38 protein-coding genes are annotated in these 23,143 nt (G+C 63.2%); 10 read left to right on the forward strand and 28 right to left on the reverse strand.

Going from position 1 to position 23,143, the window contains the following annotated elements:
- From ACYCUK_RS17815 to ACYCUK_RS17825, 3 genes are all read right to left on the reverse strand, one after another.
- The coding region (locus ACYCUK_RS17815; protein ID WP_461596048.1) for a TFIIB-type zinc ribbon-containing protein at positions 1-108 on the reverse strand (108 nt) is incomplete at its 3' end.
- 73 nt (positions 109-181) lie between these two features.
- A complete protein-coding gene (locus ACYCUK_RS17820; RefSeq protein WP_461596011.1) occupies positions 182-496 on the reverse strand; it encodes a hypothetical protein in 315 nt (104 codons plus the stop codon).
- 142 nt (positions 497-638) lie between these two features.
- Entirely contained in the window at positions 639-1,019 is a 381-nt protein-coding gene (locus ACYCUK_RS17825; RefSeq protein ID WP_461596012.1) for a hypothetical protein, read from the reverse strand.
- A 128-nt stretch (positions 1,020-1,147) separates the two neighbouring features.
- Here ACYCUK_RS17825 and nhaR point away from each other — a divergent pair, with 128 nt between their 5' ends.
- Positions 1,148-2,059: a transcriptional activator NhaR gene (gene nhaR / locus ACYCUK_RS17830; protein WP_461596013.1), complete on the forward strand. Its 912-nt coding sequence runs from the start codon at positions 1,148-1,150 to the stop codon at positions 2,057-2,059.
- Between the two features lie 32 nt (positions 2,060-2,091).
- On the opposite strand, the gene ACYCUK_RS17835 is transcribed toward nhaR, so the two are convergent.
- The 7 genes from ACYCUK_RS17835 to ACYCUK_RS17865 all read right to left on the reverse strand — a co-directional run bounded on the left by ACYCUK_RS17835 (position 2,092) and on the right by ACYCUK_RS17865 (position 8,518).
- Positions 2,092-2,799 carry an ABC-type transport auxiliary lipoprotein family protein gene (locus ACYCUK_RS17835; RefSeq protein WP_461596014.1) on the reverse strand — a complete coding sequence of 236 codons (708 nt, stop codon included), beginning with the start codon at positions 2,797-2,799 and terminating at the stop codon, positions 2,092-2,094.
- The gene (locus ACYCUK_RS17840; RefSeq protein ID WP_461596015.1) at positions 2,796-3,764 is read right to left on the reverse strand and encodes an MlaD family protein; all 969 of its coding nucleotides are present in this window, start codon (positions 3,762-3,764) and stop codon (positions 2,796-2,798) included. Before ACYCUK_RS17840 ends, ACYCUK_RS17835 begins: the two co-directional genes overlap by 4 nt.
- Before the next feature lie 31 nt (positions 3,765-3,795).
- Positions 3,796-4,620, reverse strand: coding sequence for an ABC transporter ATP-binding protein (locus ACYCUK_RS17845; RefSeq protein ID WP_461596016.1), 825 nt, complete (start codon positions 4,618-4,620; stop codon positions 3,796-3,798).
- Positions 4,621-4,693: 73 nt separating this feature from the next.
- On the reverse strand, positions 4,694-5,842 hold the full coding sequence (locus ACYCUK_RS17850) for an MlaE family ABC transporter permease (protein WP_461596017.1): 1,149 nt from the start codon (positions 5,840-5,842) through the stop codon (positions 4,694-4,696).
- 54 nt (positions 5,843-5,896) lie between these two features.
- Positions 5,897-6,070 carry a hypothetical protein gene (locus tag ACYCUK_RS17855; protein ID WP_461596018.1) on the reverse strand — a complete coding sequence of 58 codons (174 nt, stop codon included), beginning with the start codon at positions 6,068-6,070 and terminating at the stop codon, positions 5,897-5,899.
- A 50-nt stretch (positions 6,071-6,120) separates the two neighbouring features.
- On the reverse strand, positions 6,121-7,956 hold the full coding sequence (locus ACYCUK_RS17860) for a GspE/PulE family protein (RefSeq protein WP_461596019.1): 1,836 nt from the start codon (positions 7,954-7,956) through the stop codon (positions 6,121-6,123).
- Complete coding sequence (locus tag ACYCUK_RS17865) at positions 7,922-8,518, reverse strand: DNA-deoxyinosine glycosylase (RefSeq protein WP_461596020.1); 597 nt, start codon at positions 8,516-8,518, stop codon at positions 7,922-7,924. The genes ACYCUK_RS17860 and ACYCUK_RS17865 overlap by 35 nt, the downstream gene beginning before the upstream one ends.
- 301 nt (positions 8,519-8,819) lie before the next feature.
- Here ACYCUK_RS17865 and ACYCUK_RS17870 point away from each other — a divergent pair, with 301 nt between their 5' ends.
- The 5 genes from ACYCUK_RS17870 (at position 8,820) to ACYCUK_RS17890 (ending at position 12,719) form a co-directional block, all read left to right on the forward strand.
- Entirely contained in the window at positions 8,820-9,890 is a 1,071-nt protein-coding gene (locus tag ACYCUK_RS17870) for a tyrosine-type recombinase/integrase (protein WP_461596021.1), read from the forward strand.
- Between the two features lie 99 nt (positions 9,891-9,989).
- Positions 9,990-10,721 carry an MFS transporter gene (locus ACYCUK_RS17875; RefSeq protein WP_461596022.1) on the forward strand — a complete coding sequence of 244 codons (732 nt, stop codon included), beginning with the start codon at positions 9,990-9,992 and terminating at the stop codon, positions 10,719-10,721.
- Positions 10,722-10,725: 4 nt separating this feature from the next.
- Entirely contained in the window at positions 10,726-11,271 is a 546-nt protein-coding gene (locus ACYCUK_RS17880; RefSeq protein ID WP_461596023.1) for a PIN domain-containing protein, read from the forward strand.
- 500 nt (positions 11,272-11,771) lie between these two features.
- Complete coding sequence (locus ACYCUK_RS17885; protein WP_461596024.1) at positions 11,772-12,413, forward strand: AAA family ATPase; 642 nt, start codon at positions 11,772-11,774, stop codon at positions 12,411-12,413.
- 39 nt (positions 12,414-12,452) lie between these two features.
- A complete protein-coding gene (locus tag ACYCUK_RS17890; RefSeq protein ID WP_461596025.1) occupies positions 12,453-12,719 on the forward strand; it encodes a CopG family ribbon-helix-helix protein in 267 nt (88 codons plus the stop codon).
- 35 nt (positions 12,720-12,754) lie between these two features.
- On the opposite strand, the gene ACYCUK_RS17895 is transcribed toward ACYCUK_RS17890, so the two are convergent.
- Entirely contained in the window at positions 12,755-13,216 is a 462-nt protein-coding gene (locus ACYCUK_RS17895) for a hypothetical protein (RefSeq protein ID WP_461596026.1), read from the reverse strand.
- A gap of 145 nt (positions 13,217-13,361) precedes the next feature.
- Between ACYCUK_RS17895 and ACYCUK_RS17900 the strand changes: the two genes are divergently transcribed.
- On the forward strand, positions 13,362-14,018 hold the full coding sequence (locus ACYCUK_RS17900) for a toll/interleukin-1 receptor domain-containing protein (RefSeq protein WP_461596027.1): 657 nt from the start codon (positions 13,362-13,364) through the stop codon (positions 14,016-14,018).
- A gap of 12 nt (positions 14,019-14,030) precedes the next feature.
- Here the strand turns inward: ACYCUK_RS17900 and ACYCUK_RS17905 are convergent, their stop codons facing one another.
- From ACYCUK_RS17905 to ACYCUK_RS17925, 5 genes are all read right to left on the reverse strand, one after another.
- Positions 14,031-14,360 carry a hypothetical protein gene (locus tag ACYCUK_RS17905; protein ID WP_461596028.1) on the reverse strand — a complete coding sequence of 110 codons (330 nt, stop codon included), beginning with the start codon at positions 14,358-14,360 and terminating at the stop codon, positions 14,031-14,033.
- An 11-nt stretch (positions 14,361-14,371) separates the two neighbouring features.
- On the reverse strand, positions 14,372-14,863 hold the full coding sequence (locus ACYCUK_RS17910; RefSeq protein ID WP_461596029.1) for an outer membrane lipoprotein: 492 nt from the start codon (positions 14,861-14,863) through the stop codon (positions 14,372-14,374).
- A gap of 89 nt (positions 14,864-14,952) precedes the next feature.
- Entirely contained in the window at positions 14,953-15,393 is a 441-nt protein-coding gene (locus ACYCUK_RS17915) for a DUF6573 family protein (RefSeq protein WP_461596030.1), read from the reverse strand.
- Between the two features lie 28 nt (positions 15,394-15,421).
- A complete protein-coding gene (locus ACYCUK_RS17920; protein ID WP_461596031.1) occupies positions 15,422-15,553 on the reverse strand; it encodes a hypothetical protein in 132 nt (43 codons plus the stop codon).
- Positions 15,554-16,114: 561 nt separating this feature from the next.
- Positions 16,115-16,753: a hypothetical protein gene (locus ACYCUK_RS17925; RefSeq protein ID WP_461596032.1), complete on the reverse strand. Its 639-nt coding sequence runs from the start codon at positions 16,751-16,753 to the stop codon at positions 16,115-16,117.
- Positions 16,754-16,845: 92 nt separating this feature from the next.
- Between ACYCUK_RS17925 and relB the strand changes: the two genes are divergently transcribed.
- Positions 16,846-17,046 (forward strand): type II toxin-antitoxin system RelB family antitoxin, encoded by a 201-nt coding sequence (gene relB, locus ACYCUK_RS17930; RefSeq protein WP_461596033.1) that lies wholly within the window; start codon positions 16,846-16,848, stop codon positions 17,044-17,046.
- The gene (locus ACYCUK_RS17935) at positions 17,024-17,299 is read left to right on the forward strand and encodes a type II toxin-antitoxin system RelE/ParE family toxin (RefSeq protein WP_461596034.1); all 276 of its coding nucleotides are present in this window, start codon (positions 17,024-17,026) and stop codon (positions 17,297-17,299) included. Before relB ends, ACYCUK_RS17935 begins: the two co-directional genes overlap by 23 nt.
- 62 nt (positions 17,300-17,361) lie before the next feature.
- On the opposite strand, the gene ACYCUK_RS17940 is transcribed toward ACYCUK_RS17935, so the two are convergent.
- The 6 genes from ACYCUK_RS17940 to ACYCUK_RS17965 all read right to left on the reverse strand — a co-directional run bounded on the left by ACYCUK_RS17940 (position 17,362) and on the right by ACYCUK_RS17965 (position 19,766).
- Entirely contained in the window at positions 17,362-17,535 is a 174-nt protein-coding gene (locus tag ACYCUK_RS17940; RefSeq protein ID WP_461596035.1) for a hypothetical protein, read from the reverse strand.
- 68 nt (positions 17,536-17,603) lie between these two features.
- Positions 17,604-17,867: a hypothetical protein gene (locus tag ACYCUK_RS17945; RefSeq protein ID WP_461596036.1), complete on the reverse strand. Its 264-nt coding sequence runs from the start codon at positions 17,865-17,867 to the stop codon at positions 17,604-17,606.
- A gap of 115 nt (positions 17,868-17,982) precedes the next feature.
- Complete coding sequence (locus ACYCUK_RS17950; RefSeq protein ID WP_461596037.1) at positions 17,983-18,594, reverse strand: hypothetical protein; 612 nt, start codon at positions 18,592-18,594, stop codon at positions 17,983-17,985.
- A gap of 132 nt (positions 18,595-18,726) precedes the next feature.
- Positions 18,727-19,083, reverse strand: a complete 357-nt coding sequence (locus ACYCUK_RS17955; protein WP_461596038.1) for a hypothetical protein — start codon at positions 19,081-19,083, stop codon at positions 18,727-18,729.
- 5 nt (positions 19,084-19,088) lie between these two features.
- Positions 19,089-19,373, reverse strand: coding sequence for a helix-turn-helix domain-containing protein (locus ACYCUK_RS17960; protein ID WP_461596039.1), 285 nt, complete (start codon positions 19,371-19,373; stop codon positions 19,089-19,091).
- A 153-nt stretch (positions 19,374-19,526) separates the two neighbouring features.
- Positions 19,527-19,766 (reverse strand): hypothetical protein, encoded by a 240-nt coding sequence (locus ACYCUK_RS17965; RefSeq protein WP_461596040.1) that lies wholly within the window; start codon positions 19,764-19,766, stop codon positions 19,527-19,529.
- 87 nt (positions 19,767-19,853) lie between these two features.
- Here ACYCUK_RS17965 and ACYCUK_RS17970 point away from each other — a divergent pair, with 87 nt between their 5' ends.
- Entirely contained in the window at positions 19,854-20,132 is a 279-nt protein-coding gene (locus ACYCUK_RS17970; protein ID WP_461596041.1) for a hypothetical protein, read from the forward strand.
- 27 nt (positions 20,133-20,159) lie between these two features.
- On the opposite strand, the gene ACYCUK_RS17975 is transcribed toward ACYCUK_RS17970, so the two are convergent.
- The 6 genes from ACYCUK_RS17975 to ACYCUK_RS18000 form a co-directional block, all read right to left on the reverse strand.
- A complete protein-coding gene (locus ACYCUK_RS17975; RefSeq protein ID WP_461596042.1) occupies positions 20,160-20,408 on the reverse strand; it encodes a hypothetical protein in 249 nt (82 codons plus the stop codon).
- Positions 20,405-20,929, reverse strand: a complete 525-nt coding sequence (locus ACYCUK_RS17980; RefSeq protein ID WP_461596043.1) for a glycine zipper 2TM domain-containing protein — start codon at positions 20,927-20,929, stop codon at positions 20,405-20,407. Before ACYCUK_RS17980 ends, ACYCUK_RS17975 begins: the two co-directional genes overlap by 4 nt.
- Before the next feature lie 15 nt (positions 20,930-20,944).
- Positions 20,945-21,139, reverse strand: coding sequence for a hypothetical protein (locus ACYCUK_RS17985; RefSeq protein WP_461596044.1), 195 nt, complete (start codon positions 21,137-21,139; stop codon positions 20,945-20,947).
- Positions 21,132-21,377 (reverse strand): hypothetical protein, encoded by a 246-nt coding sequence (locus ACYCUK_RS17990; protein WP_461596045.1) that lies wholly within the window; start codon positions 21,375-21,377, stop codon positions 21,132-21,134. Before ACYCUK_RS17990 ends, ACYCUK_RS17985 begins: the two co-directional genes overlap by 8 nt.
- Before the next feature lie 72 nt (positions 21,378-21,449).
- Positions 21,450-21,833, reverse strand: coding sequence for a hypothetical protein (locus ACYCUK_RS17995; protein WP_461596046.1), 384 nt, complete (start codon positions 21,831-21,833; stop codon positions 21,450-21,452).
- Complete coding sequence (locus ACYCUK_RS18000; RefSeq protein ID WP_461596047.1) at positions 21,830-22,126, reverse strand: hypothetical protein; 297 nt, start codon at positions 22,124-22,126, stop codon at positions 21,830-21,832. Before ACYCUK_RS18000 ends, ACYCUK_RS17995 begins: the two co-directional genes overlap by 4 nt.
- Positions 22,127-23,143 lie beyond the last annotated feature (1,017 nt).

Genomic DNA, 23,143 nt, shown 5'->3' on the forward strand with positions numbered 1-23,143 from the left:
CCCGCGAACGAGCCACACGCCACGGCATTTCGGACAATAGTCGATCTCGATGCCATGGCGCTCGGCGGCCATCACCAGCCGGGTTTCAAAGCAATGCCGGCATTGCATGACCGGCTCCTTCATCCCATGCGGTTGCATGTTTTGGCGCTTGACCATCAAGACAGCGAAAGCGCCGCGTCCATTATTCCGGCATGACCGATGAATCATGACTATTCAGTAATCCCAGCAACTGCAAAAGACGACCGAACAGGTTGAAGATGCTCACGAACAGGCTCGCGGTGGCGAGGATGCAGCCCATGAAGCCGGCCAGGCCGAACACCGCGGCCAGACTCCAGGCGCTGCCGCTGCGTTTATGGGTAAGTAAGAAACAGCAGGCCCAAGTAGCCCGCCACCGCGAGGATGGTGCCCGGATGCGGCTGGCCCAGCGCTCGCTGCGGCGGTTGCGGCACTGAACATGAGGATGAGCGGCCAGCAGCGCATCGGTGTTGCGCAGCACGGCGCGGGACGGGAGATGAGGGTGTTGCAGCCCATGAAAAACTTCCTGAATGGAACGACCGAGGTGTCGGGTTTTGGGCTTGGTGTCGACCAGGCTGGGCCAGATCAAGCTCGGCCGGGAGAACGACAAGGACGGTATGGCCTCAGGCACCGACTGACAGCGGGGCACACGGCAATGCGACATGCGCCTCGCCTGGTCTGCGCCGCTGCTGCTTGGCGCGTTGCAGGCGTGCGGCAACCGAACGGCTGGCGCGGGCCACGACGCCGTCGATCAGGCTGCGCCAGTCGGCATGCCGCTGGCGGATGACGACAGCAGGCTGCTGGGGCAGATCCACGCGCAGCACGCAGCGCTTGTCCTTGCCGCCGCGCGGGCCGTTCACGTCCGACAACACCACCGCGACGCGAACCACGCGGCGCGACAACCTGGCCAGGACGAATTGCAGGCGGTATTGCAAATGCGCCAGTATCTGCGCACGCTGCAGGGCGTCCATCGGCTGGCCTGAAACCTGAATGTCGATGTGCATGAGAATCTCCTGAAAGTCGGGAAAGGACACTGTTGCCAGGCTCTAATTTAGGTTCTGCAATACTTCGTGTAAATTCGAATTTCCAAATCATTCATTTCGAGAAAATCGAACTGTTAAGGATTCCGGGCATGCTCAACTTCAAGCATTTGCATTACTTCTGGGTTGTGGCCAAGACCGGTGGCATCGTCCGCGCAGGCCAGCAGTTGCACATCACGCCGCAGACCCTGAGCGGGCAGATCAAACTGCTGGAAGATCGCATCGGCACCGCCCTGTTCCGCAAGAGCGGGCGCAAGCTCGAACTCACCGAGGCGGGCACGGCGGCACTGCGCTATGCCGACGACATCTTCGCCCTGGGCGATGAGCTGGAAGCAGCGCTGCGGCGCGATGCGGCGCAAACCCCGGCGCTGGTGTTTCGCGTGGGCATCAGCGATTCGGTGCCCAAGACCATCGCCTACCGCCTGGTGGAGCCGGCGCTGGACCTGCCGCAGCCGGTGCGCATGCAGGGTGAGGAGGGCAAGATGGCCGATCTGCTGGCGCGCCTGGCCGTGCACCAGCTCGACCTGGTGGTGGCCGACACCCCGCTACCCGCGCACTTCAGCGTGCGCGCCTACAACCATCACCTCGGCAGATCGGGCTTGAGCGTCTTCGCTTCGCCCTCGCTGGCCAAGAAGGCTCGGGGAGCGTTTCCGCAAAGCCTGAGCACGATTGCGCTGCTGATGCCGGGATCGGATTCGGCGCTGCGTTCGCAATTCGAGCAATGGCTGCGCCAGTTGCAGATCCAGGCGCACACCGTGGCCGAGTTCGACGACAGCGCGCTGATGACCGCCTTCGGTCGCCAGGGGCGCGGCGCTTTCGTGGCGCCCAGCGTGATGGAGCCGGAAATCGAGCGCGAGCACGGCGTGCAGTGCCTGGGCCGCTGCGAGGACGTCGCGGTGGACTTCTATGCCATCTCGGTGCAGCGGCGCATCACCCATCCCTGCGTGGCCGCCATCACCCAGAGCGCGCGCAACCGGCTGTTCATGGCCGGCAAATCAGGCTGATTGCGGCGGCCGCACGGACCGATGCGATCGCTTCAATGTCCGGAATCGGCCGGTTCGATGGACTTGCGCACCCGCCCGACCATGTCCCGCAGCATGCGATCGAGCAGGGTCTGGGCGGCGGCGGCGTACTGCGCGGCGTCGTTGGCCGCAACGGCCTGCTTGGCGTCGAAATGCCAGTGTGCGGCGATGCGGCGCGGGGCGTCCTGCAGGAGCTGGCAAGTCAGGCCCAGCCGCACTGTTCCTTGGCTGCCGCGGATGTCGTGCTCGAGCCGCGTCAGTTCGCAATGCAAGGTCCAGGCGGCGGGCGCGAGATGAGCATTCATCTCCACCGCGCTCACCCAGGGCTGGCGCGACAGGGTCTGCCCGATCGTTGCGCGAATGAGATCCGCCGGAGGTGCCAGCCAGCGGCTGTCGCGGTAGGGCATGAGCACGCTGCCGGGTCGCACGGCAGCACCTGCTCCCTGGCCTGATGCGGCCGGCTCGGTGATCGCCCGAGCCGGCTGCCCGCTGTACAGCATGGCCGGGCTGTCGAGGCCGGGCGCGGCGCCAACTGGCAACAGGCGGATGACGGTGGGTTGGACGGCGCCAGCCGGCGTGACCACAGAGGGGGCTTGCAGACGGTAGATGATTTGCGGCGGCTGGCGCGTCATGGGCAGCGAACAGCCGGCGCCCAACAGGGCAAAGAGGGATGTGCAAAGCAGGGTCGGCAGCGGGGCGGCGCGGCGTGAGGCGGTTTTCATCGCTGTTCTCCTGGGCCCGGAGGTGGAAGCGGCGAGCCGTAGAGCAGTTGGCTGGGGTTGCCCTTGAGGCTGCGGATGAGTTCGGTCAGCTGGCTGCTGAGCTGCTGCAGGTTGTCAGTGAGCCGGTCGAAACCCGGCAGGGTGCGGTTCTGCAACTGGTCCAGGGCCTGCGTTCCGGTCGCACCCAGCTTGACCGCGCCCTCCCCGGCCTGGCGCCAGCTTTTCGCCGCCGCGTCCATCTCACCCAGGGTGCCCTGCAGATGCGCCGTGGTATCGCTGAGCTGCGCGAGCAGCTTCTCGCCATGGCCGGTCAACCGCTGGCCTTGCGCGCCCAGCGCCGCGAGCTCCTGGCTGGACTGGCGCAAGGCCACCAGGGTCTGCGCGATGTCCTGTCGATGGGCGGCGAGTGTCCCTGTGATCTGCTCGGCGTGCGCCAGGGTCCGGCTCAGCGCCTGCAGGTTTTCGTTGCTCAGCAGCATGTCCAGTCGGGTGGCGATTTTCGACAGCATGAGCGTGGCGTCGCTCAGGCCGCCCTCCAGGCGCGAGAACACGGACGGCGCGTAGCGGATGACCGGATAAGGCTGGCCGGGCGCCGCGCGCAGCGGTTGGGACGATGCGCCGCCCGTAAGGTTGATGACCGACAGTCCCGTCACGCCCTGCGGGTTGAGCTGCGCGACGGTGTCGGTGCGCACCGGCACGTTCCTGTCGATGTCGACGCGGATGCGGATGAGGGTGGGGTTGGCCGGGTCGATTTCGATGGAGGCCACCCGCCCCACATTCACGCCGCGGTACAGCACGTTGCTGCTATTCCTCAAGCCGTTGACGTTGTCGGTGGCGTAGATGAGATACGGCGTGGTGTTCTGCTGCCTCCCGCCCACCGCCAGCCAATAGGCGGCGGCCGACAGCAGCAGGCAGAGCAGCAGGATGAAAACACCGACCGCCGTGTAATTGACTTTCGATTCCATCATTCCACCTTCGTGCGGCGTTCCGTCTTGTTCATGATGTCCCCGTGATCTGCGTGGCGTGCGCCTGGTGCCGGCTCGCGTCGGCCGCCTGGCGCGCATAGGCCAGCGACCGCCCCTGCCGGAAATAGGCCGCGAGCTCGGGTTCGTCCCGCTGCGCCAGCTCGGCCGCCGTTCCCAGCGCCAGCACTTTCTTGCGCGCGAGAAAAGCCACCATGTCGCTGCCGTGCCAGATCGAGTCGAGGTCGTGCGTGACCTGCAGGATGGTCAGACCCAGCAGATCGCGCAACTCGCGGACCAGGTCGTCGAACGCGGCGGCGCCGATCGGATCCAGCCCCGAGGTCGGCTCGTCCAGCACCAGCAGCTCGGGATCGAGCGCCAGCGCGCGGGCCAGCGCCGCGCGCTTGACCATGCCGCCGGAAAGCTCCGCCGGGTACTTGTGCGCGGCATCCGCCGGCAGGCCGGCCAAGCGGATCTTGAGCATGCCGATGTCGGCGAGGAATGCGCGCTCCACCGCGCCGTGCTCGCGCAGCGGCAGCAGCACGTTCTCCAGCACCGTGAGCCCGGTGAACAAGGCGCCTCCCTGGAACAGCACGCCGATGCGCTGGCGCAGGCGCTGGCGGGTCGTCCCGTGCGCCGCGAGCGCGTCCTGTCCGAACAGCGCGAGCTGGCCCGCCTGCGGCTCGCGCAGCAGGATGAGCGTGCGCAGCAGCACCGTCTTGCCGGCACCGGAACCACCGACCAGGGCCATGATGCAGCCGCGCGGAATGCGCAGGTCCAGGCCGTCGTGCACGACCACGTCGCCGAAGCGATTGACGATGCCGCGAGCCTCGATCACGGCGGGCGTCTCGCCGCTCATGGGCGCACCCCTGCGTTGCGCGCCGTCCTGCCAGGCTGGAATACCCCCATGTTCGAACGGCGATGCGATGAGGTCATAGCCCGAGCAGGTTGTAGAGAATGGAAAACCCGGCATCGATCACGATCACCAGGAAGATGGCCTGCACCACGCTGACCGTGGTGGCCCGGCCCACCGCCGCGGCGCTGCCCGACACGCGCAAGCCCTGCATGCAGCCCACCAGGGCGATGATCACGGCGAACACCGGCGCCTTCACCAGCCCCAGGGCCAGGGTTTGCGCCGAAACAACCTGGGGGATGCGGCTGATGTATTCGCTCCACGACACGCCGTAGCCCATGGAGGCCACCACCCCGCCGCCCGCCAGCCCCATCACATCGGCAAACAGCGACAGCAGCGGCAGGGTGATGACCAGCGCCAGGACCTTCGGAAACACCAGCACTTCGAAGGGCGACAGGCCCAGCGCGCGCAGCGCGTCGATCTCCTCGGTGATGCGCATGGTGCCCAGCTGCGCGGTGTACGAGGAGCCGGTGCGCCCCGCCACGAGGATGGCGGCGAGCAGCGGCCCGAGTTCGCGCAAGGTGATGATGGCCACCAGATTCACGATCAGGATGTTGGCGCCGTAGGTGGCCAGCGTGGCACCGCCCTGGTAGGCCATGACCATGCCGATCAGGAAGGACAGCAGGCCGATGATGCCGAGGGCGCGAATGCCTGCCGCGTCGACCTCGGCCACCACCTCGCGCCAGCGGATGCGCCAGAACCTGGCGAGCAGCGGCGGCCCGCGCCAGGCCAGCTCGCCGACGAAGGTCATGAATTCGCGCCCCTCGCGCCAAGCCGCAGCGCCTGCGCGGCCGAGGTCGCCGAGCAGGCCCGCATGCGGCCGGGGCTGGCGCCGCGGCGCTGCCGTCATGCGCTCCTGCACGAGCTCGATCAACTGATTCTGGGCCACGGCCAGTCCGGCGCGATCGACCTCCACGCCGGCGTCGATCCACGCCTGCAGACTGCGCGCCAGCACCAGCGCACCGGCGGTGTCGAGCTGCCAGTCGCTTGCGGCCAGGCGCACCGCCCTGCACCCGGCGGGAAGCCGCAGCCTCGGCGCCGGGTCCAGGCCCTGGACGGTCCAGTTCCCTGCCAACTGCAAATGCCGGACACCCGGCGCGGCGCCGCCGCCAGCCAGCCATTGAGCGTGGGCGGACTGCATCTCGGTGGGTGAGGCTGAGTCTGGCATGAAGTCCCGCACGTGTGTTCGACAAGATGTCGCGCAGAGGAGGCGGCAACAGGGTCAGCTGCCGCGCAGGGCGCCGAGATTGAAGGCGCAGGCGGCGCTTGCGCTGCTCTCAAGGAAACGCAGGGCCGTCCCAAGCTTCCTTGACCCCCACGGGGGGCGGGCCGGCGAGCCGACCCTGGGGGCGCTCAGAAGCAAAGCCACGCCCAGAACATGCTTGCGCTTGAGCATCGAAAACTCCTTGGCGGTTGCGGTGACAACGGGGCTGCAGGCTTCAGCGCTCAGCCTTGCGCCGCGGGTGTGGCGCGCAGCACTTCATCCAGCGTGGTGCCGCCCTCGGCCACTTTCAAAGCACCGGCCAGCCGCAGCGGACGCATGCCGTCTTTCACAGCCTGTTGACGCAGCGCGTCAAGCGGTGCCGCGGCGGCGACCAGCGCGCGCAGAGCCGGGCTGAACACCAGCAATTCGTACAGGCCAACGCGGCCGAGATACCCGGTGTTACGGCATTCCAGGCAGCCCACCGGCTTGTAGGGCGACACCTTGGTGCTGGGCTTCCAGGGCGACACGGCCTGCTGGAAGGTGGCTTGGTCGAACGCATCGTCGGGCAGCTTGCAATGCGCGCACAAGGTGCGCACCAGGCGCTGCGCCAGCACGCCGAGCAGGGTGGCGCTGACCAGATAGGGCGCCACGCCGAGTTCGAGCAAACGGGCAATGCTGCCAGGCGCGTCGTTGGTGTGCAGGGTGGACAAGACGAGGTGGCCGGTGAGGGCGGCCTGCACCGCCATGTCGGCGGTCTCGCGGTCGCGGATCTCGCCCACCATGATGATGTCCGGGTCCTGCCGCATCAGCGCCCGCAGGCCTTCGGCGAAGCCGATGTCGAGGCCCGTCTGCACCTGCATCTGGTTGAAGGTGGGCTCGACCATCTCGATCGGGTCCTCCACCGTGCACACATTCACTTCGTCGGTCGCCAGGCGCTTGAGCGTGGAATACAGCGTGGTGGTCTTGCCGCTGCCGGTGGGCCCGGTGACCAGCACGATGCCGTGCGGGCGGCTGGTGAGTTCGTTCCAGCGCGCGCCCTCGGCGGTGGGAAAACCCAAAGCGGCCATGTCGCGCAGCACCACGTCGGGGTCGAAAATGCGCATCACCAGTTTTTCGCCGAAGGCCGTGGGCAGAGTGGACAGGCGCAGCTCGATTTCGTCACCCGTGGGCCGGCGGGTCTTGATGCGCCCGTCCTGCGGGCGGCGTTTTTCCACCACGTCCATGCGGCCCAGCAGCTTGACGCGGCTGGTCATGGCGTTCATCACCGAAGGCGGCAGCTGGTAGACGGTTTGCAGCACGCCGTCGATGCGAAAGCGGATCACGCCCAGTTCGCGCCGCGGCTCCAGGTGAATGTCGGAAGCGCGCTGCTCGAAGGCGTATTGCCACAGCCAGTCGACCACCTGCACCACGCCGGCGTCGTTGGCATCCAGCGCGCGGCCGCTCCTGCCCAGCTCCACCAGTTGCTCGAACTGGTTGACCCCGCTCATGCCCGCCGTCGCGCTGTTCTTGTGCGCCTGGCGAACCGAACGCGCAAGGTTGAAGAACTCGATGGTGTAGCGCGTGATGTCCACCGGGTTGGCCACGGCCAGCCGGATGGGCCGGCGCAGCATGCGCTCCAGCTCCGTCTTCCAGCCCAGGTCGAAGGGCTCGGCGGTGACGATGGTCACGCCCTCGACGTCGGCTGCCACCGGCAGGATGCGATGGCGCTCGGCGTAGTTGAGCGAAATGAGATCGCCGATCTTGCCGATGTCCACTTTCAGCGGGTCGATGCGCACCAGCGGCATGTCGGCGCGTCCGGCCAGCCAGGCGGTGAGCAGGTCGAGGTCCAGCGCCTTGGCGTCGGCCACGCGCATCAACCCGGCGTTGGCCACCTTGTGCAGCGCGTGCAGGCGCTCGCTGGCATGGGCGCAGCGGTCCAGCCCCTGGCGCAGCCCGGCATCGTCGATGAGCGTGTCGTCGTACAGCCAGTGCAGCACGTCGCGCCAGTCCAGCGGCCCATGCATCGCGCGCGGCGCGGCCTTGGGCTCGGACCGATCGTGTGCCTCAGCCTTGGGAGTTGCGGGCCTGGATGCTTGCATGCTCTGAGTGTAGAGCTTGGTTGAAGTCCGGCTGATGCACTGAGCCTTCGCCGGCGATCAGGCCATGACGGGCGAACACCAGCCGCCAAGCCTCCAGCTTGCGCGCAAAACTCCACGACGCATTCGCCGGGCTGGTGGAGGGCAGGCGGTGGCAAAACGGAGCCAGGCTCGCGGTGGAACGCATCATCCGCGCCGACTCGCCGCCGTTGTGCGCAATGGCCTGCAGCCGCGGCAGCCGTGCCACCAGCCCGGGCAGATCGTTCGGCTGCGCCTGGGTGATGGCGGTGTCGAGGCTGCCCTCGCGCTCACACGCGGCGTACACGTCCCAGATGCCCAGACCGCGCGCCATCACTGCCTGCAGCCGCGCTGCGTAGTCCAGCCGCATCAAATCCAGCTCGAACAAGGCGGCGAGCAGAGGCCAGAACTGGTTGCGCGGATGGGCGTAATACTGCTGCGCCTGCAGCGACGCCCGGCTCGGGAAACTGCCCAGCAGCAGCAAGCGGGTTTGCGCTCCCGCCGCTGGCGGCAGGCCCTGCAAACGGGTTGGTGATGGTGGGGGCATTGTGGGGCCGGATGTGCAGTCGGAAATGGAGACTGAAATGGGCTCGGATAGGAATTTAGCGGCGGCCAGGAGCGGCGCATCGGTTGGGGGCTGATCAACTGGCGCCTGCGGCTGAACGCGCATCCCAGGCAGGCGTCCTGCCTATAATCAGCGGCTCAAGCGGGCGTAGTTCAATGGTAGAACTTCTGCTTCCCAAGGGTAAGTAAGATCGCCCTGAGACCCGCATGAATGCTTGTATTTCCTGTGTCGCCTATCCCTTTTGTGGGAATCCAGTGGGAATGACAGGAAAGGAACAAGCATCATGGCTTACTTCGAACAACGCGGCAATGGCTGGTCTGTGCAAGTGCGTCGCAAGGGCGCGCCATCGATCAGCCGCACCTTTGATCTGAAGACCGATGCCGAAGCCTGGGCGCGCGAGGTCGAGCGCGAACACCAGCGCGGCAACGTCATGGCGATGCGCAATGACGCGGGCAAGGTGACCCTCGGTGAAGTCGCGGACATCTACATGGTGGCCGTGGTGCCGCTCCGTCGCTCGCATTCCGCTGGAACGCACATCCGCTTTGCCAAGGCTCGCTTCGGCAAGTTCTTCCTGGCCAATATCCGTTCTGTCGATGTCGCCGCGTGGCGCGATGAGTTGCTGCGCGCTGGTTACGCGCCGCAGTCCGTGATTCACCAGCTCAATGCCCTGTCTGCGTTGTTCAGCCATGCTGAGAAGGAGATGTCCATCCCCTTGCCCGCTGGCAACCCGGTGAAGGCCATCCGCAAGCCTGCCAAGACGCCACCGCGCGAACGTCGCTTGGTTGGGCTTGAGTACGACTACCTGATGCGCGCCGCAGCCGCGGCACAAGCGCCCGGCCTTCACCAGGCGCTTGTGCTGGCCGTCGAGACTTCCGCGCGGTTGTCTGAGTTGCTGTCGATGAAATGGAAGGATATTGACCTGCAGCGCCGCACCGTCAAGCTGCGCGGTGTCGGTGGGCGCGTCACCAAAAATGATGATCCCTTCCGCGTCGTCGCGCTGTCGAGCGCGGCTATCAAGGCGCTGCAAAGCCTGCCGCGCCGGCTTGATGGCAAGGTGTTCAGTTGGTGTCCCACACCAGCGAAGGTCGCTACATTTCAGAAGGCTTGGCAACGCTGCCGAGCCCGCGCGTTGCGTTTCTACCTTGCCGATTGCGCGCGCGATGGCGTAGAGCCTGACCCCACGTTCATGCATGACTTGCATTTCCATGACCTGCGCCACGAGGCCACATCCCGCCTGTTTGAGAAGAACCTGGGCATCATGGAAGTGGCCAGCATGACGGGCCACAAGAGTCTTGCCATGCTCAAGCGGTACACGCACATCGAGGCGGAGAAGCTGGCGAAGAAGCTGGGGTGAGATGCAGTTTTGTCGTACGCAGGCAACCCAGCAGACCTTGCTCACGCTTCAGCGCGGACGTATGCGACAAGTGACCATCGCCAGATATATGATCAAACCATGAGTGACGCTAAGTTCAACTTTCGCATCACCGCCTTTACGCCGGAAACGATTCCTATGAGTCGCTTGGCGGAGTACTTGGCGCAATATGCCGCATTGATGGGCAGCAATGCGCATGTCCACTTCGACGGGCTTCGGAAAGGCAGCACCGTGATGTGCGGTCGAGTAGAGCGAGATGACGTGCCAAAGGTTGAGCAGCGTCTTCAGCTAGCAAGCCGTGCAGATGCGCCACCCGACCTCGTGCGAATCCGGAACACAATCAACGCCTACCTTCGCGAGGACAACGCGGAAGGCGCCATCAGGCGGGATCGGGGAGCGCAGATCATTGCGTTCCCGGGCCGAAAACAACTGATTCCTCAGCGCATTGGCCCAATCAAAGAGGCTGGACAACTTGAAGGGGAAATCGTCCGCGTCGGCGGTAAAGACCGCACGAAGCATGCCTTATTGATTGGGCCTGACGGCGAAGAATACAAGTTGACAACGACAAGTCGCGACATGGCAAAGGAATTGGGTAAATGCCTCTTCACCAGCGTGCGGGTGAATGGCACAGGCACTTGGTTTCGGAATGAAGAATTCCAATGGGAACTAGACAGTTTTACGGTTCAAGATTTCGAACCGCTGAGTGACCGCACTCTCATCGAAGCCCTTGACAGCTTGCGCCAAGTCGAGGGAGGCGAATGGACGCAAATGGGCGATCCATTAGATAAATGGCGTGAACTGCGCCGGAATTAAGGACATGAGTGTTCTTTTCGATACAAGCGTCCTTCTTCTGGCGATTTTCCCCAATGCTCGGCCCCCGATTGATCCATCGACAGGTAGCTTGGTCGAGTACCCAAAACAGCGTGTTGACTACTTGATTCGCAAACTCAGCAAGACGCGCAAACGAGTTCTGATTCCATCCCCTGTGCTTTCTGAGCTTCTTGTGTATGCAGGCAAAGCGGCGAACGAGTACGTTCAGAAACTTCAAGAGCCACCATTCCGCATCGTCCCGTTCGACACGCGAGCCGCCATCGAATGCGCCGATGCGATGCACCGGCATGGCCTCAAGGGAAAGGGAAAAGACAACCCCCGCGCAAAAGTGAAATTTGACCGGCAAATTATCGCGATTGCCCAAGTTGAACGAGTAGAAGCCATCTATTCCGATGACAGCGACATCTTTTCCTATGGGGCGCAGGCAGGCATCCAGGTAATCCGCTCCCATGAACTTGAACTTGACCCGGAAGATCGTCAGCACAAGCTAGCCCTCAGTGCCGACGATACCTTGGAGGACGCACCGCCTTAGCCTCATACAAAGCCGGGCGGCCTCCAATTGGCTGCGCGACGGCGCATAACCCCCGCAGGGGCCGGGCCGGGGGTGTCTGATGTCCCCTGCCCGATGATGGCGGCCTGCGGGCCGCCGCCAGGGTTGCACCCTGGTTCCACTCGCGCGGGGAGTTGAGCCGCGCTGTGCATGCCGGGCATGGGTTGCCTGGCAGTCATCTTCTGCATGGAAGATGTGTGCGCCACGAGTGAAGATTTACACGCCGTTCTGCGTACACTTTTTTGCACCATACAAAAAAGTGTACGCAAGCCACGCTTGACACGCCGCCTACCGGCGGCTGCGCTTGGTGCATGCCACGCTGCTACCGTAGCTCGGGGAGCTGGTCTGCAGGACTGCCACGGGGCTTCGGTGGCTTGGCGGTGCGTGCATGCAGCGGGCCTGGAGAATTTGCGGCAAACCTATTGAAATCATCCTCTAAAACTATCATCATAGACTCGTTTTAATATTAAAAGGAGATTGTGATGATCGTATGCGTAGGGAACACCAAGGGCGGCGTGGGCAAGACCACGCTGGCGGTGAATCTGGCGATTGCGCGGGCGCTGGCCGGGCGTGACGTGTGGCTGATCGATGGGGACCGGCAGGGCACGGCGCAGACGGCCATCAGCATCCGAGCAGAGGGTGGGCATGCCCCAGGCATTGCCTGTGCGCAGTATTCAGACGGGCCGACGCTGCGGGGCCAGGTGCAGCAGCAGGGGCGCAAGTTCGATGACATCATCATTGATGCGGGCGGGCGTGACTCCACCGCCTTGCGGGCAGCCCTGGTGCTGGCGGATGTGCTGGTGGTGCCCTTCCAGCCGCGGTCCTATGACGTGTGGGCTCTCAACGATATTGCCGGCCTGGTCGATGAGGCACGGAGCGTGCGGGATGGGCTGCGCTGCTTTGCCGTCCTCAATCAAGCCGATCCAGGCGAGCACTCCACAGACAACGCCGAGGCTGCCGCAGCCGTGGCCGACGTGCCGCAGTTCGAGTACCTGGCCACGCCCCTGCGACGGCGCAAAGCGTATGCGAATGCGGCGGGCTCGGGGCTTTCGGTACTCGAAGCCAAGCCGGTGGATCGCAAGGCGGTCGATGAGCTGCAAGCCCTCGTCAACGCATTGTTTTAATATCAATCCGAGATTGAAAATGGCTGAAAGGACAATGCAATGGCGATTGTGAAACCGAAGGGGAAGCCGGCCGCGGCGGATGCGTTCATCGCCGGGGCGCCGGATGCGGCGCCCGCGGCGAAGACGGTCAAGGGGGTGATGCTGGGCAATAAGCGTCAGATCACGTTGACCATCTCACCGGAGTTGCTGGCCCGGGTGGATGAACTGGCCGCGCAGATCGGCCAGTCAAGGGCGGCGGTCATCAACTTGGCGATTCGCCAGGCGGTTGAGCGCGGGTTGACGATCGAGGGGCTGGGGCGGGGGTGAGTGGGCATTGCCCACGAAAGCCCAACTCCCACGTTTCATTGCCCGTCCGCACCGTTCTTGTAGGTGTGGATGTACTGGTGGTTGGACTGCTCAATCTTTTGGACGTTGGAGTCCGGCAGGTAGGCGAGTTTGGCGTTTGCCTCGCAGTCTTGTTCCTTCTTTTGTAGGCAGCCGCGCAAGCCGAACAAGCCGGAGCCCCCCTCCAGACATTCCCGCTTTGCCTCATGCGAGTAGCCAGATGATTTGCAGGCCGCCAGAGCGATGTTGTACTGTGCCGCTTCGGTCTGCTCCTTCATACACGTGTAGAACATGCGCGAGCCTGGCTTTGCGCCAAACTGCAGGCATACCTGCCGTGCCTGTTCGGCTGCCGTGATTTGTGTGGTGTTGACCTGCTCGGCAGTCGAAATGTTCTGCTCCGTGGATGGAACAGGCCGCATGGCGCATCCTGCTAGCCCGACGGACAATAGGAAAAAGCCTGTGCGCAGTCTCGATTGCATGCGTAGCACCTCCATGGTTGAGGGAGCGGCGGGAGTGATAAATAGTTATCCGATGCCGATGGTAGCTGGTCGCTGTGCACAAAAACGCCGGGCACACAGCCGGGCAAGCAACACCAGGATAAACAGTTAGCCAGCTAGGGGAGCCGTGGACTCACTCGCATTTTTAAGCTACCAAACGGCCGACAAGGCTGCAGCCGCTCAAGTTAAAGCGGTGTTGTCTGGTGTCGGCATTTCGGCCTTTCTCGCTCATGAGGACATCGCCGTTTCCGAGGAATGGCGACTGAAAATCCTTGAAGAAATTGGCAAGGCCAGCATCTTCGTGGGCCTTCTGAGCAAGAACTATTTTCAGTCGCCGTGGTGCGTTCAAGAGTCCGGTATCGCTGCCTATCGCAGCGACATGACGGTTATTCCACTGTCGCTTGACGGGACAATCCCTCAAGGTTTCATTTCAAATTTTCAGTCCGTGAAGGTTGATCCAGACCGCATCACCATTCGTGATCTTATTCCGGGCTTCCTCAAACACGACTTTTCTGCTGGAGTCGAACTCATAACAGACCTCATCGGTCGCTCTGGAGGCTTTCGTAGTGCCGAAGCCAATTTCCAGCTTCTTTTGCCGCACGTTCCGAAAATGACAGACGAACAGATCAAGGTTCTTCTGGAGCGCGCTGCTGAGAATAATCAAGTTCATCATGCGTCTCTTTGCGCAAGAGACTATCTGCCACCGCTACTAAAAAGTCACGGCCATCTGCTGAAGCGCACTACTCGCTCCTTTCTCAAAAAGGTCTGTGCCCAATATGCATAGCTGGCCAACCCATCATTGCACCGGACCTGCGCGGTCCCCTCGCAGTTTGTCGCGCAGCTCGACCAGGGCCAGCCAGGTGACGGCGCCGCCGGCGGCGCCGGCCAGCGCCCAAAGCGGGCCGCCCGTCAGGGCGCCTGCGATGGCGCCCAGCAGGGCAAACCACAGGACAGGCTGACGCAGCGCCTTCAGTAGCAGCAGGGCCGCGCCCTTCTTGAGTGCCGCCCAGGCCAGCAGCCCTGCCAGGGCGCCCAGCAGCGCCCATGCGGGGCCTGCGAAGGCGCCGACAAGGACCAAGCCGGCCAGGGCGAACATCAGTTCGGCCTTGAAGATGCGAGAACGCATGGTGGTCTCCCTCAACCCAGCGGCAAGGCCCGGGCCTTGCCGGTGCGGTCCATCAAGACCTGTACACGCTCGCCCACGGTCAGGGTCACGTCGGCGGCCTGGGTGATGGCGAGCAACTGGCCCGAGTCCAGCTTGACCGTCACGAGCAGACCCGATTCCTTGGCCGCGGCGCCTTCCAGCGCCTGGCCGCCCATGAGACCTGCAAGGGCGCCAGCGATGGTGGCGAGCTTCTGGCCGTTGCCGCTTCCGATCTGGTGGCCGATGGCGCCGCCCGCCAGGGCGCCGCCGATGGCCCCAGCGCCGGAGGCTTGCCCGGCGATGACGACGGCATGCACGGCCAGGACAGTGCCGAGCTGGACCGATTGGACGGACTGCGCACCGTTGATGGTGTAGCCCTGGGCACTGGCCTGGGGCGTGCCGGTGCCCATCATAGGGTTGGTGGCGCAGCCGCCGAGCGCCAGCAAGGCAAGCGCTGCGGCAGCGAGGGAAAGGGTTTTCTTCATGGTGGAGACTCCAAGGACGCGGCCCACGTCGGGCCGCATGCTGATTCAGCAGGTGGCGAAATGCCCCGGCCTTGCGCCGGGGCCGGGGTTCAGTCTTCGCTGGGCAGCATCACGGTGATGCAAGGCCGCCCATCGTCGCCCGGCCCGACCTGGAACTTGAGCGTCACTTTGCGGGGCTGGACGCCCCGGCCTGCCGTGGGCGTGCGCAACAGGCTGAAATAAAGCGGCTGTTGGCTGGCATCCAGGCCACGGCGCAGGGCTCCACGCACGGCCAGGCTGAGCATCCAGACCACATCCCAAAGCCTGCCGGATTCGCTCTGCCCGGTGTAGCCCTTGCGGGCCTCGGTGGTGTCGGTCCAGGCCACGGTGTCAGCCCACGCGGCGGATGTGAGGGCCACGGGCCAGACAATCCCGGCCTCGCGAGCGGTGGTGCTGACATCGATCAGCACGCCGTCGTCGATGGCCTGCTCGCGGGTGTAGGTGTGGATGGTGGGGCCGAAAAGTTCGTGCATGGTGTTGGTGTCGTTCATGATGTGTGCTCCTGGTGGGTGCTGGGGTTCAGCCTGTGATGTGGACGGGGCGCAGCGTGAGCCCGTGAGGGCCTGCGCGCATGACCCAGCGGCCCTGCTGGCCGTAGAGCGATGTCAGGCGGTAGTCTTTCGGGGTGCGTGCCCACTCAGCCCAGCTCATCAAAACAATGTTTTCGATTGGTTCCAAAACTGCCGTTTGGTGAGCCTCGCGGGGCGCGAAGGGCGCGGTGTTGCTTGTCGTGTCGCTGTTGACGTGTGGGGTTTTGTTCATTCCAATCTTCTCCTGCTGTGGTTGATCTGCTGTTCGGAGCCGCCTCACTGAACGAGCCTGCAAGCCGGTGCCGCAGGCATGGCGCGTGCAGCGGGCATGACAGACCGCAGGGCTGGCGTGACGGATGCTGGAGCGACAAGGTGCCGCAGGTCGGGGCGGCTTCGGATGGCAGATCGGCAGGGGATGGAACGAGCCCCGGCATGCGTGCGCAGCGCGCATGAAAAAGCCCGCACGCGGCGGGCTCCTGGTCAGGCTTTCACATGGGCTAGATCATTCACGCGCTCGGCGAGCTGATCGGCGGACAAAAACCTTGGCTTGAAAATTGTGACCTTTGCGCAAAACCGTGACCTTTCGCGAGGCTGTTTCATTTCGGATCAACGACTTACGAGACTTGAAGGTGTTCCGTCGCGGAATTTTGGCCCCAAAGCCCGCGCCCAGCGAACTTGTTGGTCAGGTCCGTAACTTGCGCTTTGGCGTTGCCTGCGAGATATGCATGCGCCACGTTCGTCCTTTGGGCTTCTCAAAGACCAGCGACGTAACAGGCACCCCGATGAGCAGCCTCTTGCTCTGCTGTGGCCCTAGGGGGATGTCCATTGGGCCATCTGCGAAAAGATGAAGCCGCACGGCCCCGTCAATGGTCTGCACAAGGCCGCAAGGCACGGGTATTTTCCCCTTGTTGGCCCTGGCCTTGATGTGTGGTGCGTGGCCGCTGTACCACCGCGCGGCATCGAGCAGCAGGTCGGTGCTGTCTTCACCCTTGTTGATCAAGGCCAGCATCGCGGCTCTGATCCGCAACAAGGCAAAATCGGCGGCTTCTGACTTCAGCAAAAACCGTTGCTGGTCGTCACCATGCAGCGACAAGTTCACGGGGTCCACGAGAATCTGAAGCGCAAGCGTCTTGATGCGATGCCGCATCTCCGTGGTTGGCTCGGGTGCCACCTTGCGCATTTCGCCGAGATAGGACGCACCCCAGACGGCCATCTCGCGAATGAACTCTGGAACCGTCATGCGCAGCGTGGATGCTGCCTGCTCGATGACCTCTTGCTCTGTTGGGCGAAGCCTGACGGTGTGGCGGGGTTGCGTGGGCATGGTGAACGGCACCGGATCAAGTGAGGGGGGCAAATCAAATTGTCTGCGCTGGCATAAAATTGTTTTGCGTCCTACTGTCTCGGAGAATCGCCATGACCGCAACCCTTGACCCCATCGTTTCCGAGTTCGCCACCGACAAGGAAGCGGCCAGTTATGATCGCTGGTTCCGGGCCAAGGTGCGAGAAGCCATGAACAGTGCCCGCCCCCGCCTGCCCCATGATGAGGCGATGGCGAAAGTGCAAGCCGAACTCGACACCAGAAGGAAAGCCCGTGCTGCCCGTGCGCTGGGCTGAGGAAGCCACTGCCGACCTGGTAGAGATCATCGACTACATCGAGCAGCGCAACCCACTGGCTGCACAAACCTTGCACGCAACCGTCGTGCAGGCCGCCGAGAACATCCCGCAAACACCATTCCTCATGCGTCCTGGTCGGGTGGCTGGAACGCGGGAATACACCGTTCACCCGAACTACATCCTGGTCTACCAAGTGGGCGCCGCCAGTATCGACGTTCTGCGTGTGCTGCACGCCAGACGGCAATATCCATAGCGGGATGGCATGTGCGATGGCCCGCTTCTTCTCCCGCCGCTCTTTGAGGGTGGCGGGCTTGCTCATTTCACTTGGGCTGTTGCGGTCGGCAGTTTGGGCATCGAGGCCATGAACTTGGTCTGGATGGTCTTGGCCTGCGCAGAGGTCTGCAGGCTCGTGTAGGTCGCGGTGCCGATGCCGCCAAACGCAGCGATGCTGAGCATGGCTGCGACGATTCTGGCTGTGATGCTGTCCATGATGTGTGCTCCTGTGGTGTGGTTGGTGCGGACCTCGTGGCCCACACCTCTATAGGCAAGCGCGGAAATCAGGCGGCGGCGAGCGCGTTGACGAAATCGTCGTAGTGGTCTGGCTGCTCCTGCCCAGTGCCGCGCGCTGCTGCCAGGATGCGGTCGGGAGGGCAGCCACACATGCAGTACATCTCCAGCCTTCCAGCCGCGAGCGTGACTTCGAGGCTGGACGTGAGCGCGCCACGGTGAGCCGGGCACTTCATGACGATGTGCGCGCTGTCGATCTGGTCGACGCCCTCCTGAATCGATGCCAGCACGTCGCGGCTGTTTTCGTTTTGCATGATGTTCTCCTGTTTGCGGGGCGACTCGTGCCGCCCGTGTCTCAATAGGCAAGGCCGGAAATTGCACGCGCAAGCCTCACGGCTTGGCGCTGGGTGATGGAGTGGTGGCGCGCGTTCATGACAGTGGCACCACGAGTTGCAGACCAACGAACCCGGCGGACTGCCCAGCGTTCGGCACCGCTACGAGATTGATGCCCCAGGCGCTTGCGTTCCTCACTTCAAGCAACGCAGCGGCCATCAGCGGGCGGTCTGGGACCTCAGCGCTGGTGTAGCCAGAGATCGCACCAACAAGCCCGCCAGCGGCCAGGGTGAGGCCTGCAGGCAGGATGATGTGCAGAGGGGTGTAGGTGGCTGTGGCGTAGACCGAAGTGCGGCTGTAGCTGTTCTTGTAGAAGCCTGCCGCAGCACCCCAATTGGGGCTGTACTCGTACTCGAGACCAAGCCCTGGGTTGTCCTGGTTCAGGCTGTTCCTAGCCCACTGCCGCAGGTGATAGGACGTGGTGCTGACATCGAGGGACCAGCGCGGCGGAGCGGGCAGTTCTGCGGCTCCGGCGATACTTGGGAATGTGAGATAGCCGATGACGGCGATAGCGACGGCAGCCAGGATCACAAGCACGCGCGTCAGGATGGTGATGGCGAGCGCGCGCATCCGCGCCTTGCGGCACTGGTGTTGGTAGACGCGCGCCTCTTGGATGAACTGGTCGATGTTGATGTAGTGTGATGCCATGGCAAGCTCCTGTGTTGGTGCTTGCATAGGCATCGGCGGAAACTGAGCCCCGTGGGCAAGTGAGCAGCCCAACGGCATGCACGCACGGCGGGCATGAAAAACCCCGCCGAAGCGGGGTTGGTGGAGGGGGGATCAGCCCCACTGGCTTTGGTGATAATCCAGCGCGCCCTTGACCTGCTGGACCACATCCATGTCCAGAAAAATGACATGCTGGTCGATGTCGTCCAATTCATCTCCCACCCTGATAAAACCAACACCCGCCATGAAAATAACCTCGGTGTGGCCCCTCTCCCTCATCTTCTGAAGCCAGGCCCCACTCTTCTTGACCTCAGCCAAAGCCTGGGAATAAGTGTCGTTCTTCATGATGTTTTCCTTGGTGTCGGGCTGCTGGATTGCTGCCCGTGCTGCTATAGGCATGGGCGGAAATTCAAGACGCAAAAAACCCGGCTGGCATTGCTGCTGGCCGGGCAAGGCAAGGACTGCCATCATGAATCTCAGGCCATCTTGCGTGGGCGCCCACGTCCACGCTTCGCGGGTGGCTCGGGTGCGCGTGGGACCGCTTCAGCGATACCGGTCTGTGCCTTGGCCTCAGCCCAGCCAATCAATTGGCTGGGCGAATAGAGGGCGCGCCCGGCAATGCGAATGCACGGCACGTTGCCCGCTTCACCCGTGCGGCGATCACGGTTCAGCAGGCTCTTGGACACGCCCAAAATGCGCGCGGCTTCATCGACCCCAACCAGATGCGGCAGAACGATTTCAGGGGTTGTGTTGGTGCTCATGGCATGCTCCTTGGTTTGGGTGTTGGACTGAACATCAACCACACCCAGGGGTCGCGACGTGGCGCGAGATGGGGTTGGGGTTTGGGCTTCTTGATCGGTTGGCCGCTGCGAAACGCGCGGGCGGCGGGGTTCTTGATCGGCTTCATGATCTTGTCACTCCCTCTTGCCTGTCGCGGGGTCGATGCACAGCTCGCGGCAGACGTCGCGCAACATTTTGATGTCACCGCGCCCAAACTCCTCCTCGCCAGCGAGATGGGCCTCGAGCGCGAAAATCAGCTCGCCACAACGGTGCGTTTGCTCTGCCGTCAACGCGCAATAGAGCACCCCCAGCCCGGCCTTGTCCACGGTCTCAAGAACTGCCTTGATGTTCATTTTTTGAGTGTCGTTCTTCATGATGTTTTCCTTGGTGTTGGCCGCGGGATTGCTGGGCCTGTCTCTATAGGCGAGCGCGGAAACTGGGGCGCACGCTAAACTTCGCGCATGAGCCTCGATCTCGCCCTTTTCGCCGCCCTCAAACAAGCTGGGGTGCCCGACGATGCCGCAACGCGCGTCGCGGAAGAGTTGGATGCGGCCATCGAGCGTCGTGTCAAAGACGCGCAGGGGCAGCTCGCGACGAAGCTGGATGTGACGCTGCTTCAGTCCGACATCGAGCGCGCCAAGGCCGACGTCATCAAGTGGACCGCTGGCTTTGTTCTGGGTGGCAGCGCACTCACATCCGTCGCCATCGCCATCGTCCTGAAGCTGCTGCACGCGGCATAAGGGCCGGGTCAAGCCCGGCCCCTCGGGTCACGCTTCGGCCTTGACCTGCTCTCCTGTAGCAGGGTCCAGGCCGCAGGCTTCAGCGATGAAGCGCAGGCGCTGCATGGTCTCCGGGTTGGCGTGGGCCAGCGTTGGCTCACCGGCCTGGTGATCGGCCAGGAGACTGCCAAGCGCATCCAGTTCATCGAGCGTCAGGACCAGCCACAGGTCGCCCAAGCCCCAGCCGCTCAGGGCTTGCAGGCACGCATCGACGTTCACGGCTTGCGGCGCGTTCATGGCTGGCTCCCTTGGCTCGCGGCGGGCATCGGCAGGATGCGGGCGGGTTGGCTGTATCCGCTGCTCACGTACTCCACGCGCTCGCCAGGGCGAAGCGCGACATCGGCGGCCTGAGCCAGAGCGATGAGTTGGCCGTCGTCCAGACGGACGGTGACTTGCTGGCCAGCCTGGCGGTAGGCAGCATTGGTGGCTGCCTCGCCGCCCAGCCCACCTGCGATGGCGCCGAGAACACCGGTGATGATGGAGCCGCGCCCGTTACCGATCCGCGACCCCACGTATCCGCCCGCCAGCGCACCCAGTGCGCCACCTGGTGTGGTGGCTGTGGACGATGCGGCGATGGTGATGGGCTGCACCGCGACCACTGTGCCGAGTTGCACAGCCTGGGCCTGCTGGGCCTGGCCTGGGGTGTAGGACAAGGCCGATGCCGAAGGCGAGCCGCCCATGATCGGCGGCACGCCAGCACAGCCGGTGAGCAGCAGCAGGCCAAAGGCCGCTGCAGCGATAAGGATGATCTTGTTCATGTTTGCTCCTAGGGGTTAGTAAAACGGTGTGTGGGTGCGAGGCGTGTAGACGATGCAGATGCGCTCGACGAAAACGACTTGCGGGTTTTGGGTGGCGGTGATGTGCTGCGCCCACTGCTGCGGCACATCGACCAGATGCTCGAATCGGTCGACGGACCGCAGCACGCAGTCTTGGTAGTGCAGCACTGCGATCAAGGCGGCCTCACTCATCCAAATCGGGCAGGTCGTCATCGGCGGGCTTGTCCAAAGCCGCGACGATTTTTGCCAGCACAGCGCTTTGCTTCTCGCTCAGAAAAATGCTGTCTGCGTACTTGCTGTACCGCTCATTCAGCTTCTTCAGGAACTCCTTTTCCCAATCATTGGCCTTGTCCTTGTCGGCCTTGCTGAGTTTGGAAATGCGGGCGAGATTCTTCTTGTCCGCGCTGGTCAGTTCACGCTTGTCTTCCATGATTTGCTCCTTGTGGTCTGGAAGTTGAAACCGGGCCATCTGGCCCGTACATTCATAGGCAGACGCGGAAACTCAGGTCTGCCTGGTGAGCTGCCGCACGCTGAGCACCGTATTCAGCAGTTTTGCGGCGGCATACAAACTCAGCCACGGCAAAACCCAAAGCCACAAATTGAGCAGGATGATCGGCTTGAAATGATCGATCCGGGTCGTCCAAAAATCGACCAGCGACGTTTTCTTCGCTTCTGCGAGATAACCATCAAGCGTCGCGCCAGTCGTTGTCGAGCCATCCCCAAATGTGAATCTCCTGGGCTGCAAAAAAACGGGCTCAAGCGTATGAATCACCAGCACGCGGGCGATGCCGCGCACAGCAGGCGGGAATTTTTCGGCCGTGAATGTGGCTGCGGTGATATAAATGCCGAACCACAGCCCGACGAGAATCAAAAGATACTTTTTCATGATGAACCTTTCGTGTTGTAATCGTTGATACGGCACACGCAATCGCGCATGAATGAAATCCAGACTGCGCCAATTTGGTGGTCTTCACAAAGGTGATTCCAAATCAACTCGGCGCAAATCACTTTGCGGTGATGCCCGAGTGCCGGGGCATCGGGGAAGTCGGCGAGATAATGGGCAATTTCGCCCATGAGTTCCTGCCCCTCGTCCGTGGGCTGGGTGTAGTTATCTGCAAAATCCTTGAGAAAATCGAGGGCCGCATGAAACTCGGCTTCGGTTTTGAATTCGGGGGACATGGTTATCTCCGTGGTTGGTTAATCGGTCATCATCGCGTGCGGCGCGTTGGCCGCACGCTGGCTTTATCGGGCCAGGGGGTTAAGGTTTCGCCGGAGCGATTGGTTGGCTCCGGTGGGTTGTTGGGCTGCGCACTCGCTGCCCATACTCACATAGGTTGGGGCGGAAACTCGATCACTGGATGTGGGTCGCGTTTCACGACCCACATCTTTAACCTGGGCGGCGGCGGCGCCGAACGCCATCCTTGGCCACGGCTTTTCAGGCCGGTTCGATAATCGTAGAGCGTCCAAAAGCCAACGATCTCCACCGAATGGAGCCAACGACGGCGCAACTACGTTGGTTTGACGTGCTTTGGCGGCATGGATGCACCGATTTTGTGCGTCGATGCTCGATCCGGCACTGAACCACGTCGGTTTGACGTGGCAGGGTGCCGGTTTGAGTGGACGGCCATTAGGTCAGGCAGGCGTTTATAGGCGCTTCCCTCAGAGGAAAGCGCGGAAACTTGTTATTGCGACGGTGCCTGACGATGCCGCAGCCTAAAGCTGCGGCATTAGCATTGCTGCTGGCTGATGGGTGTGTTTGGATTAACACTCAAAACCCGGTCGCGTGTTTTGGCGACGGGGTTTTGAGGTTGGTTTTGACTGGACGCCTCGCGGCAACGCGGCGAAGACCAGATTGGCGTGGGTCAGGAGCCGCAGGGAGTGCCTGCGAACGTACACAGCCACGGCCTCATCGTGGCTGTGACGTGACGACAGGCACGAACACTGCGGGGCAAGGGCGTCCAGCCCGCAGCCCCTGCCAGGGAGCGGCAAGTCCGGGCTTGCCCCGGACGCGGGTGAGTAAGTGGGAGTGAAGCAAGGGAAGTGACGGAGCGCAGCGACGGCACGCCCCTTGCGCCACTCCCGCGCACCGAACCCTGCCGCGAACACTGGCAGGCGGGGGGGCCGACCGAAGACGAGTGGACACGGAACGGCTTGACAAGCGACAGCGCAGTCGAGCCATTCCGTGCCCGAGTCAGC

This window comes from Thiomonas sp., assembly GCF_054608695.1.

Excerpts from the sequence above, each read along its gene's own strand:
- ACYCUK_RS17905 (WP_461596028.1), bottom strand. The coding sequence starts at position 14,360 with ATGCGTTCTCGCATCTTCAAGGCCGAACTGATGTTCGCCCTGGCCGGC.
- relB (WP_461596033.1), top strand. The coding sequence starts at position 16,846 with ATGACCGCAACCCTTGACCCCATCGTTTCCGAGTTCGCCACCGACAAG.
- ACYCUK_RS17985 (WP_461596044.1), bottom strand. The coding sequence starts at position 21,139 with ATGAGTGAGGCCGCCTTGATCGCAGTGCTGCACTACCAAGACTGCGTG.
- ACYCUK_RS17975 (WP_461596042.1), bottom strand. The coding sequence starts at position 20,408 with ATGAACGCGCCGCAAGCCGTGAACGTCGATGCGTGCCTGCAAGCCCTG.
- ACYCUK_RS17915 (WP_461596030.1), bottom strand. The coding sequence starts at position 15,393 with ATGAACGACACCAACACCATGCACGAACTTTTCGGCCCCACCATCCAC.
- ACYCUK_RS17890 (WP_461596025.1), top strand. The coding sequence starts at position 12,453 with ATGGCGATTGTGAAACCGAAGGGGAAGCCGGCCGCGGCGGATGCGTTC.
- ACYCUK_RS17960 (WP_461596039.1), bottom strand. The coding sequence starts at position 19,373 with ATGAGCACCAACACAACCCCTGAAATCGTTCTGCCGCATCTGGTTGGG.
- ACYCUK_RS17940 (WP_461596035.1), bottom strand. The coding sequence starts at position 17,535 with ATGGACAGCATCACAGCCAGAATCGTCGCAGCCATGCTCAGCATCGCT.
- ACYCUK_RS17840 (WP_461596015.1), bottom strand. The coding sequence starts at position 3,764 with ATGGAATCGAAAGTCAATTACACGGCGGTCGGTGTTTTCATCCTGCTG.
- ACYCUK_RS17950 (WP_461596037.1), bottom strand. The coding sequence starts at position 18,594 with ATGGCATCACACTACATCAACATCGACCAGTTCATCCAAGAGGCGCGC.
- ACYCUK_RS17855 (WP_461596018.1), bottom strand. The coding sequence starts at position 6,070 with ATGCTCAAGCGCAAGCATGTTCTGGGCGTGGCTTTGCTTCTGAGCGCC.
- ACYCUK_RS17965 (WP_461596040.1), bottom strand. The coding sequence starts at position 19,766 with ATGAAGAACGACACTCAAAAAATGAACATCAAGGCAGTTCTTGAGACC.
- ACYCUK_RS17870 (WP_461596021.1), top strand. The coding sequence starts at position 8,820 with ATGGCTTACTTCGAACAACGCGGCAATGGCTGGTCTGTGCAAGTGCGT.
- ACYCUK_RS17895 (WP_461596026.1), bottom strand. The coding sequence starts at position 13,216 with ATGCAATCGAGACTGCGCACAGGCTTTTTCCTATTGTCCGTCGGGCTA.
- ACYCUK_RS17980 (WP_461596043.1), bottom strand. The coding sequence starts at position 20,929 with ATGAACAAGATCATCCTTATCGCTGCAGCGGCCTTTGGCCTGCTGCTG.
- ACYCUK_RS17875 (WP_461596022.1), top strand. The coding sequence starts at position 9,990 with ATGAGTGACGCTAAGTTCAACTTTCGCATCACCGCCTTTACGCCGGAA.
- ACYCUK_RS17835 (WP_461596014.1), bottom strand. The coding sequence starts at position 2,799 with ATGAAAACCGCCTCACGCCGCGCCGCCCCGCTGCCGACCCTGCTTTGC.
- ACYCUK_RS17925 (WP_461596032.1), bottom strand. The coding sequence starts at position 16,753 with ATGCCCACGCAACCCCGCCACACCGTCAGGCTTCGCCCAACAGAGCAA.
- ACYCUK_RS17880 (WP_461596023.1), top strand. The coding sequence starts at position 10,726 with ATGAGTGTTCTTTTCGATACAAGCGTCCTTCTTCTGGCGATTTTCCCC.
- ACYCUK_RS17885 (WP_461596024.1), top strand. The coding sequence starts at position 11,772 with ATGATCGTATGCGTAGGGAACACCAAGGGCGGCGTGGGCAAGACCACG.
- ACYCUK_RS17860 (WP_461596019.1), bottom strand. The coding sequence starts at position 7,956 with ATGCAAGCATCCAGGCCCGCAACTCCCAAGGCTGAGGCACACGATCGG.
- ACYCUK_RS17945 (WP_461596036.1), bottom strand. The coding sequence starts at position 17,867 with ATGCAAAACGAAAACAGCCGCGACGTGCTGGCATCGATTCAGGAGGGC.
- ACYCUK_RS17865 (WP_461596020.1), bottom strand. The coding sequence starts at position 8,518 with ATGCCCCCACCATCACCAACCCGTTTGCAGGGCCTGCCGCCAGCGGCG.
- ACYCUK_RS17955 (WP_461596038.1), bottom strand. The coding sequence starts at position 19,083 with ATGATGGCAGTCCTTGCCTTGCCCGGCCAGCAGCAATGCCAGCCGGGT.
- ACYCUK_RS17850 (WP_461596017.1), bottom strand. The coding sequence starts at position 5,842 with ATGCCAGACTCAGCCTCACCCACCGAGATGCAGTCCGCCCACGCTCAA.
- ACYCUK_RS17920 (WP_461596031.1), bottom strand. The coding sequence starts at position 15,553 with ATGAGCTGGGCTGAGTGGGCACGCACCCCGAAAGACTACCGCCTGACA.
- ACYCUK_RS17995 (WP_461596046.1), bottom strand. The coding sequence starts at position 21,833 with ATGAAAAAGTATCTTTTGATTCTCGTCGGGCTGTGGTTCGGCATTTAT.
- ACYCUK_RS17990 (WP_461596045.1), bottom strand. The coding sequence starts at position 21,377 with ATGGAAGACAAGCGTGAACTGACCAGCGCGGACAAGAAGAATCTCGCC.
- ACYCUK_RS17970 (WP_461596041.1), top strand. The coding sequence starts at position 19,854 with ATGAGCCTCGATCTCGCCCTTTTCGCCGCCCTCAAACAAGCTGGGGTG.
- ACYCUK_RS18000 (WP_461596047.1), bottom strand. The coding sequence starts at position 22,126 with ATGTCCCCCGAATTCAAAACCGAAGCCGAGTTTCATGCGGCCCTCGAT.
- ACYCUK_RS17910 (WP_461596029.1), bottom strand. The coding sequence starts at position 14,863 with ATGAAGAAAACCCTTTCCCTCGCTGCCGCAGCGCTTGCCTTGCTGGCG.
- ACYCUK_RS17825 (WP_461596012.1), bottom strand. The coding sequence starts at position 1,019 with ATGCACATCGACATTCAGGTTTCAGGCCAGCCGATGGACGCCCTGCAG.
- nhaR (WP_461596013.1), top strand. The coding sequence starts at position 1,148 with ATGCTCAACTTCAAGCATTTGCATTACTTCTGGGTTGTGGCCAAGACC.
- ACYCUK_RS17845 (WP_461596016.1), bottom strand. The coding sequence starts at position 4,620 with ATGAGCGGCGAGACGCCCGCCGTGATCGAGGCTCGCGGCATCGTCAAT.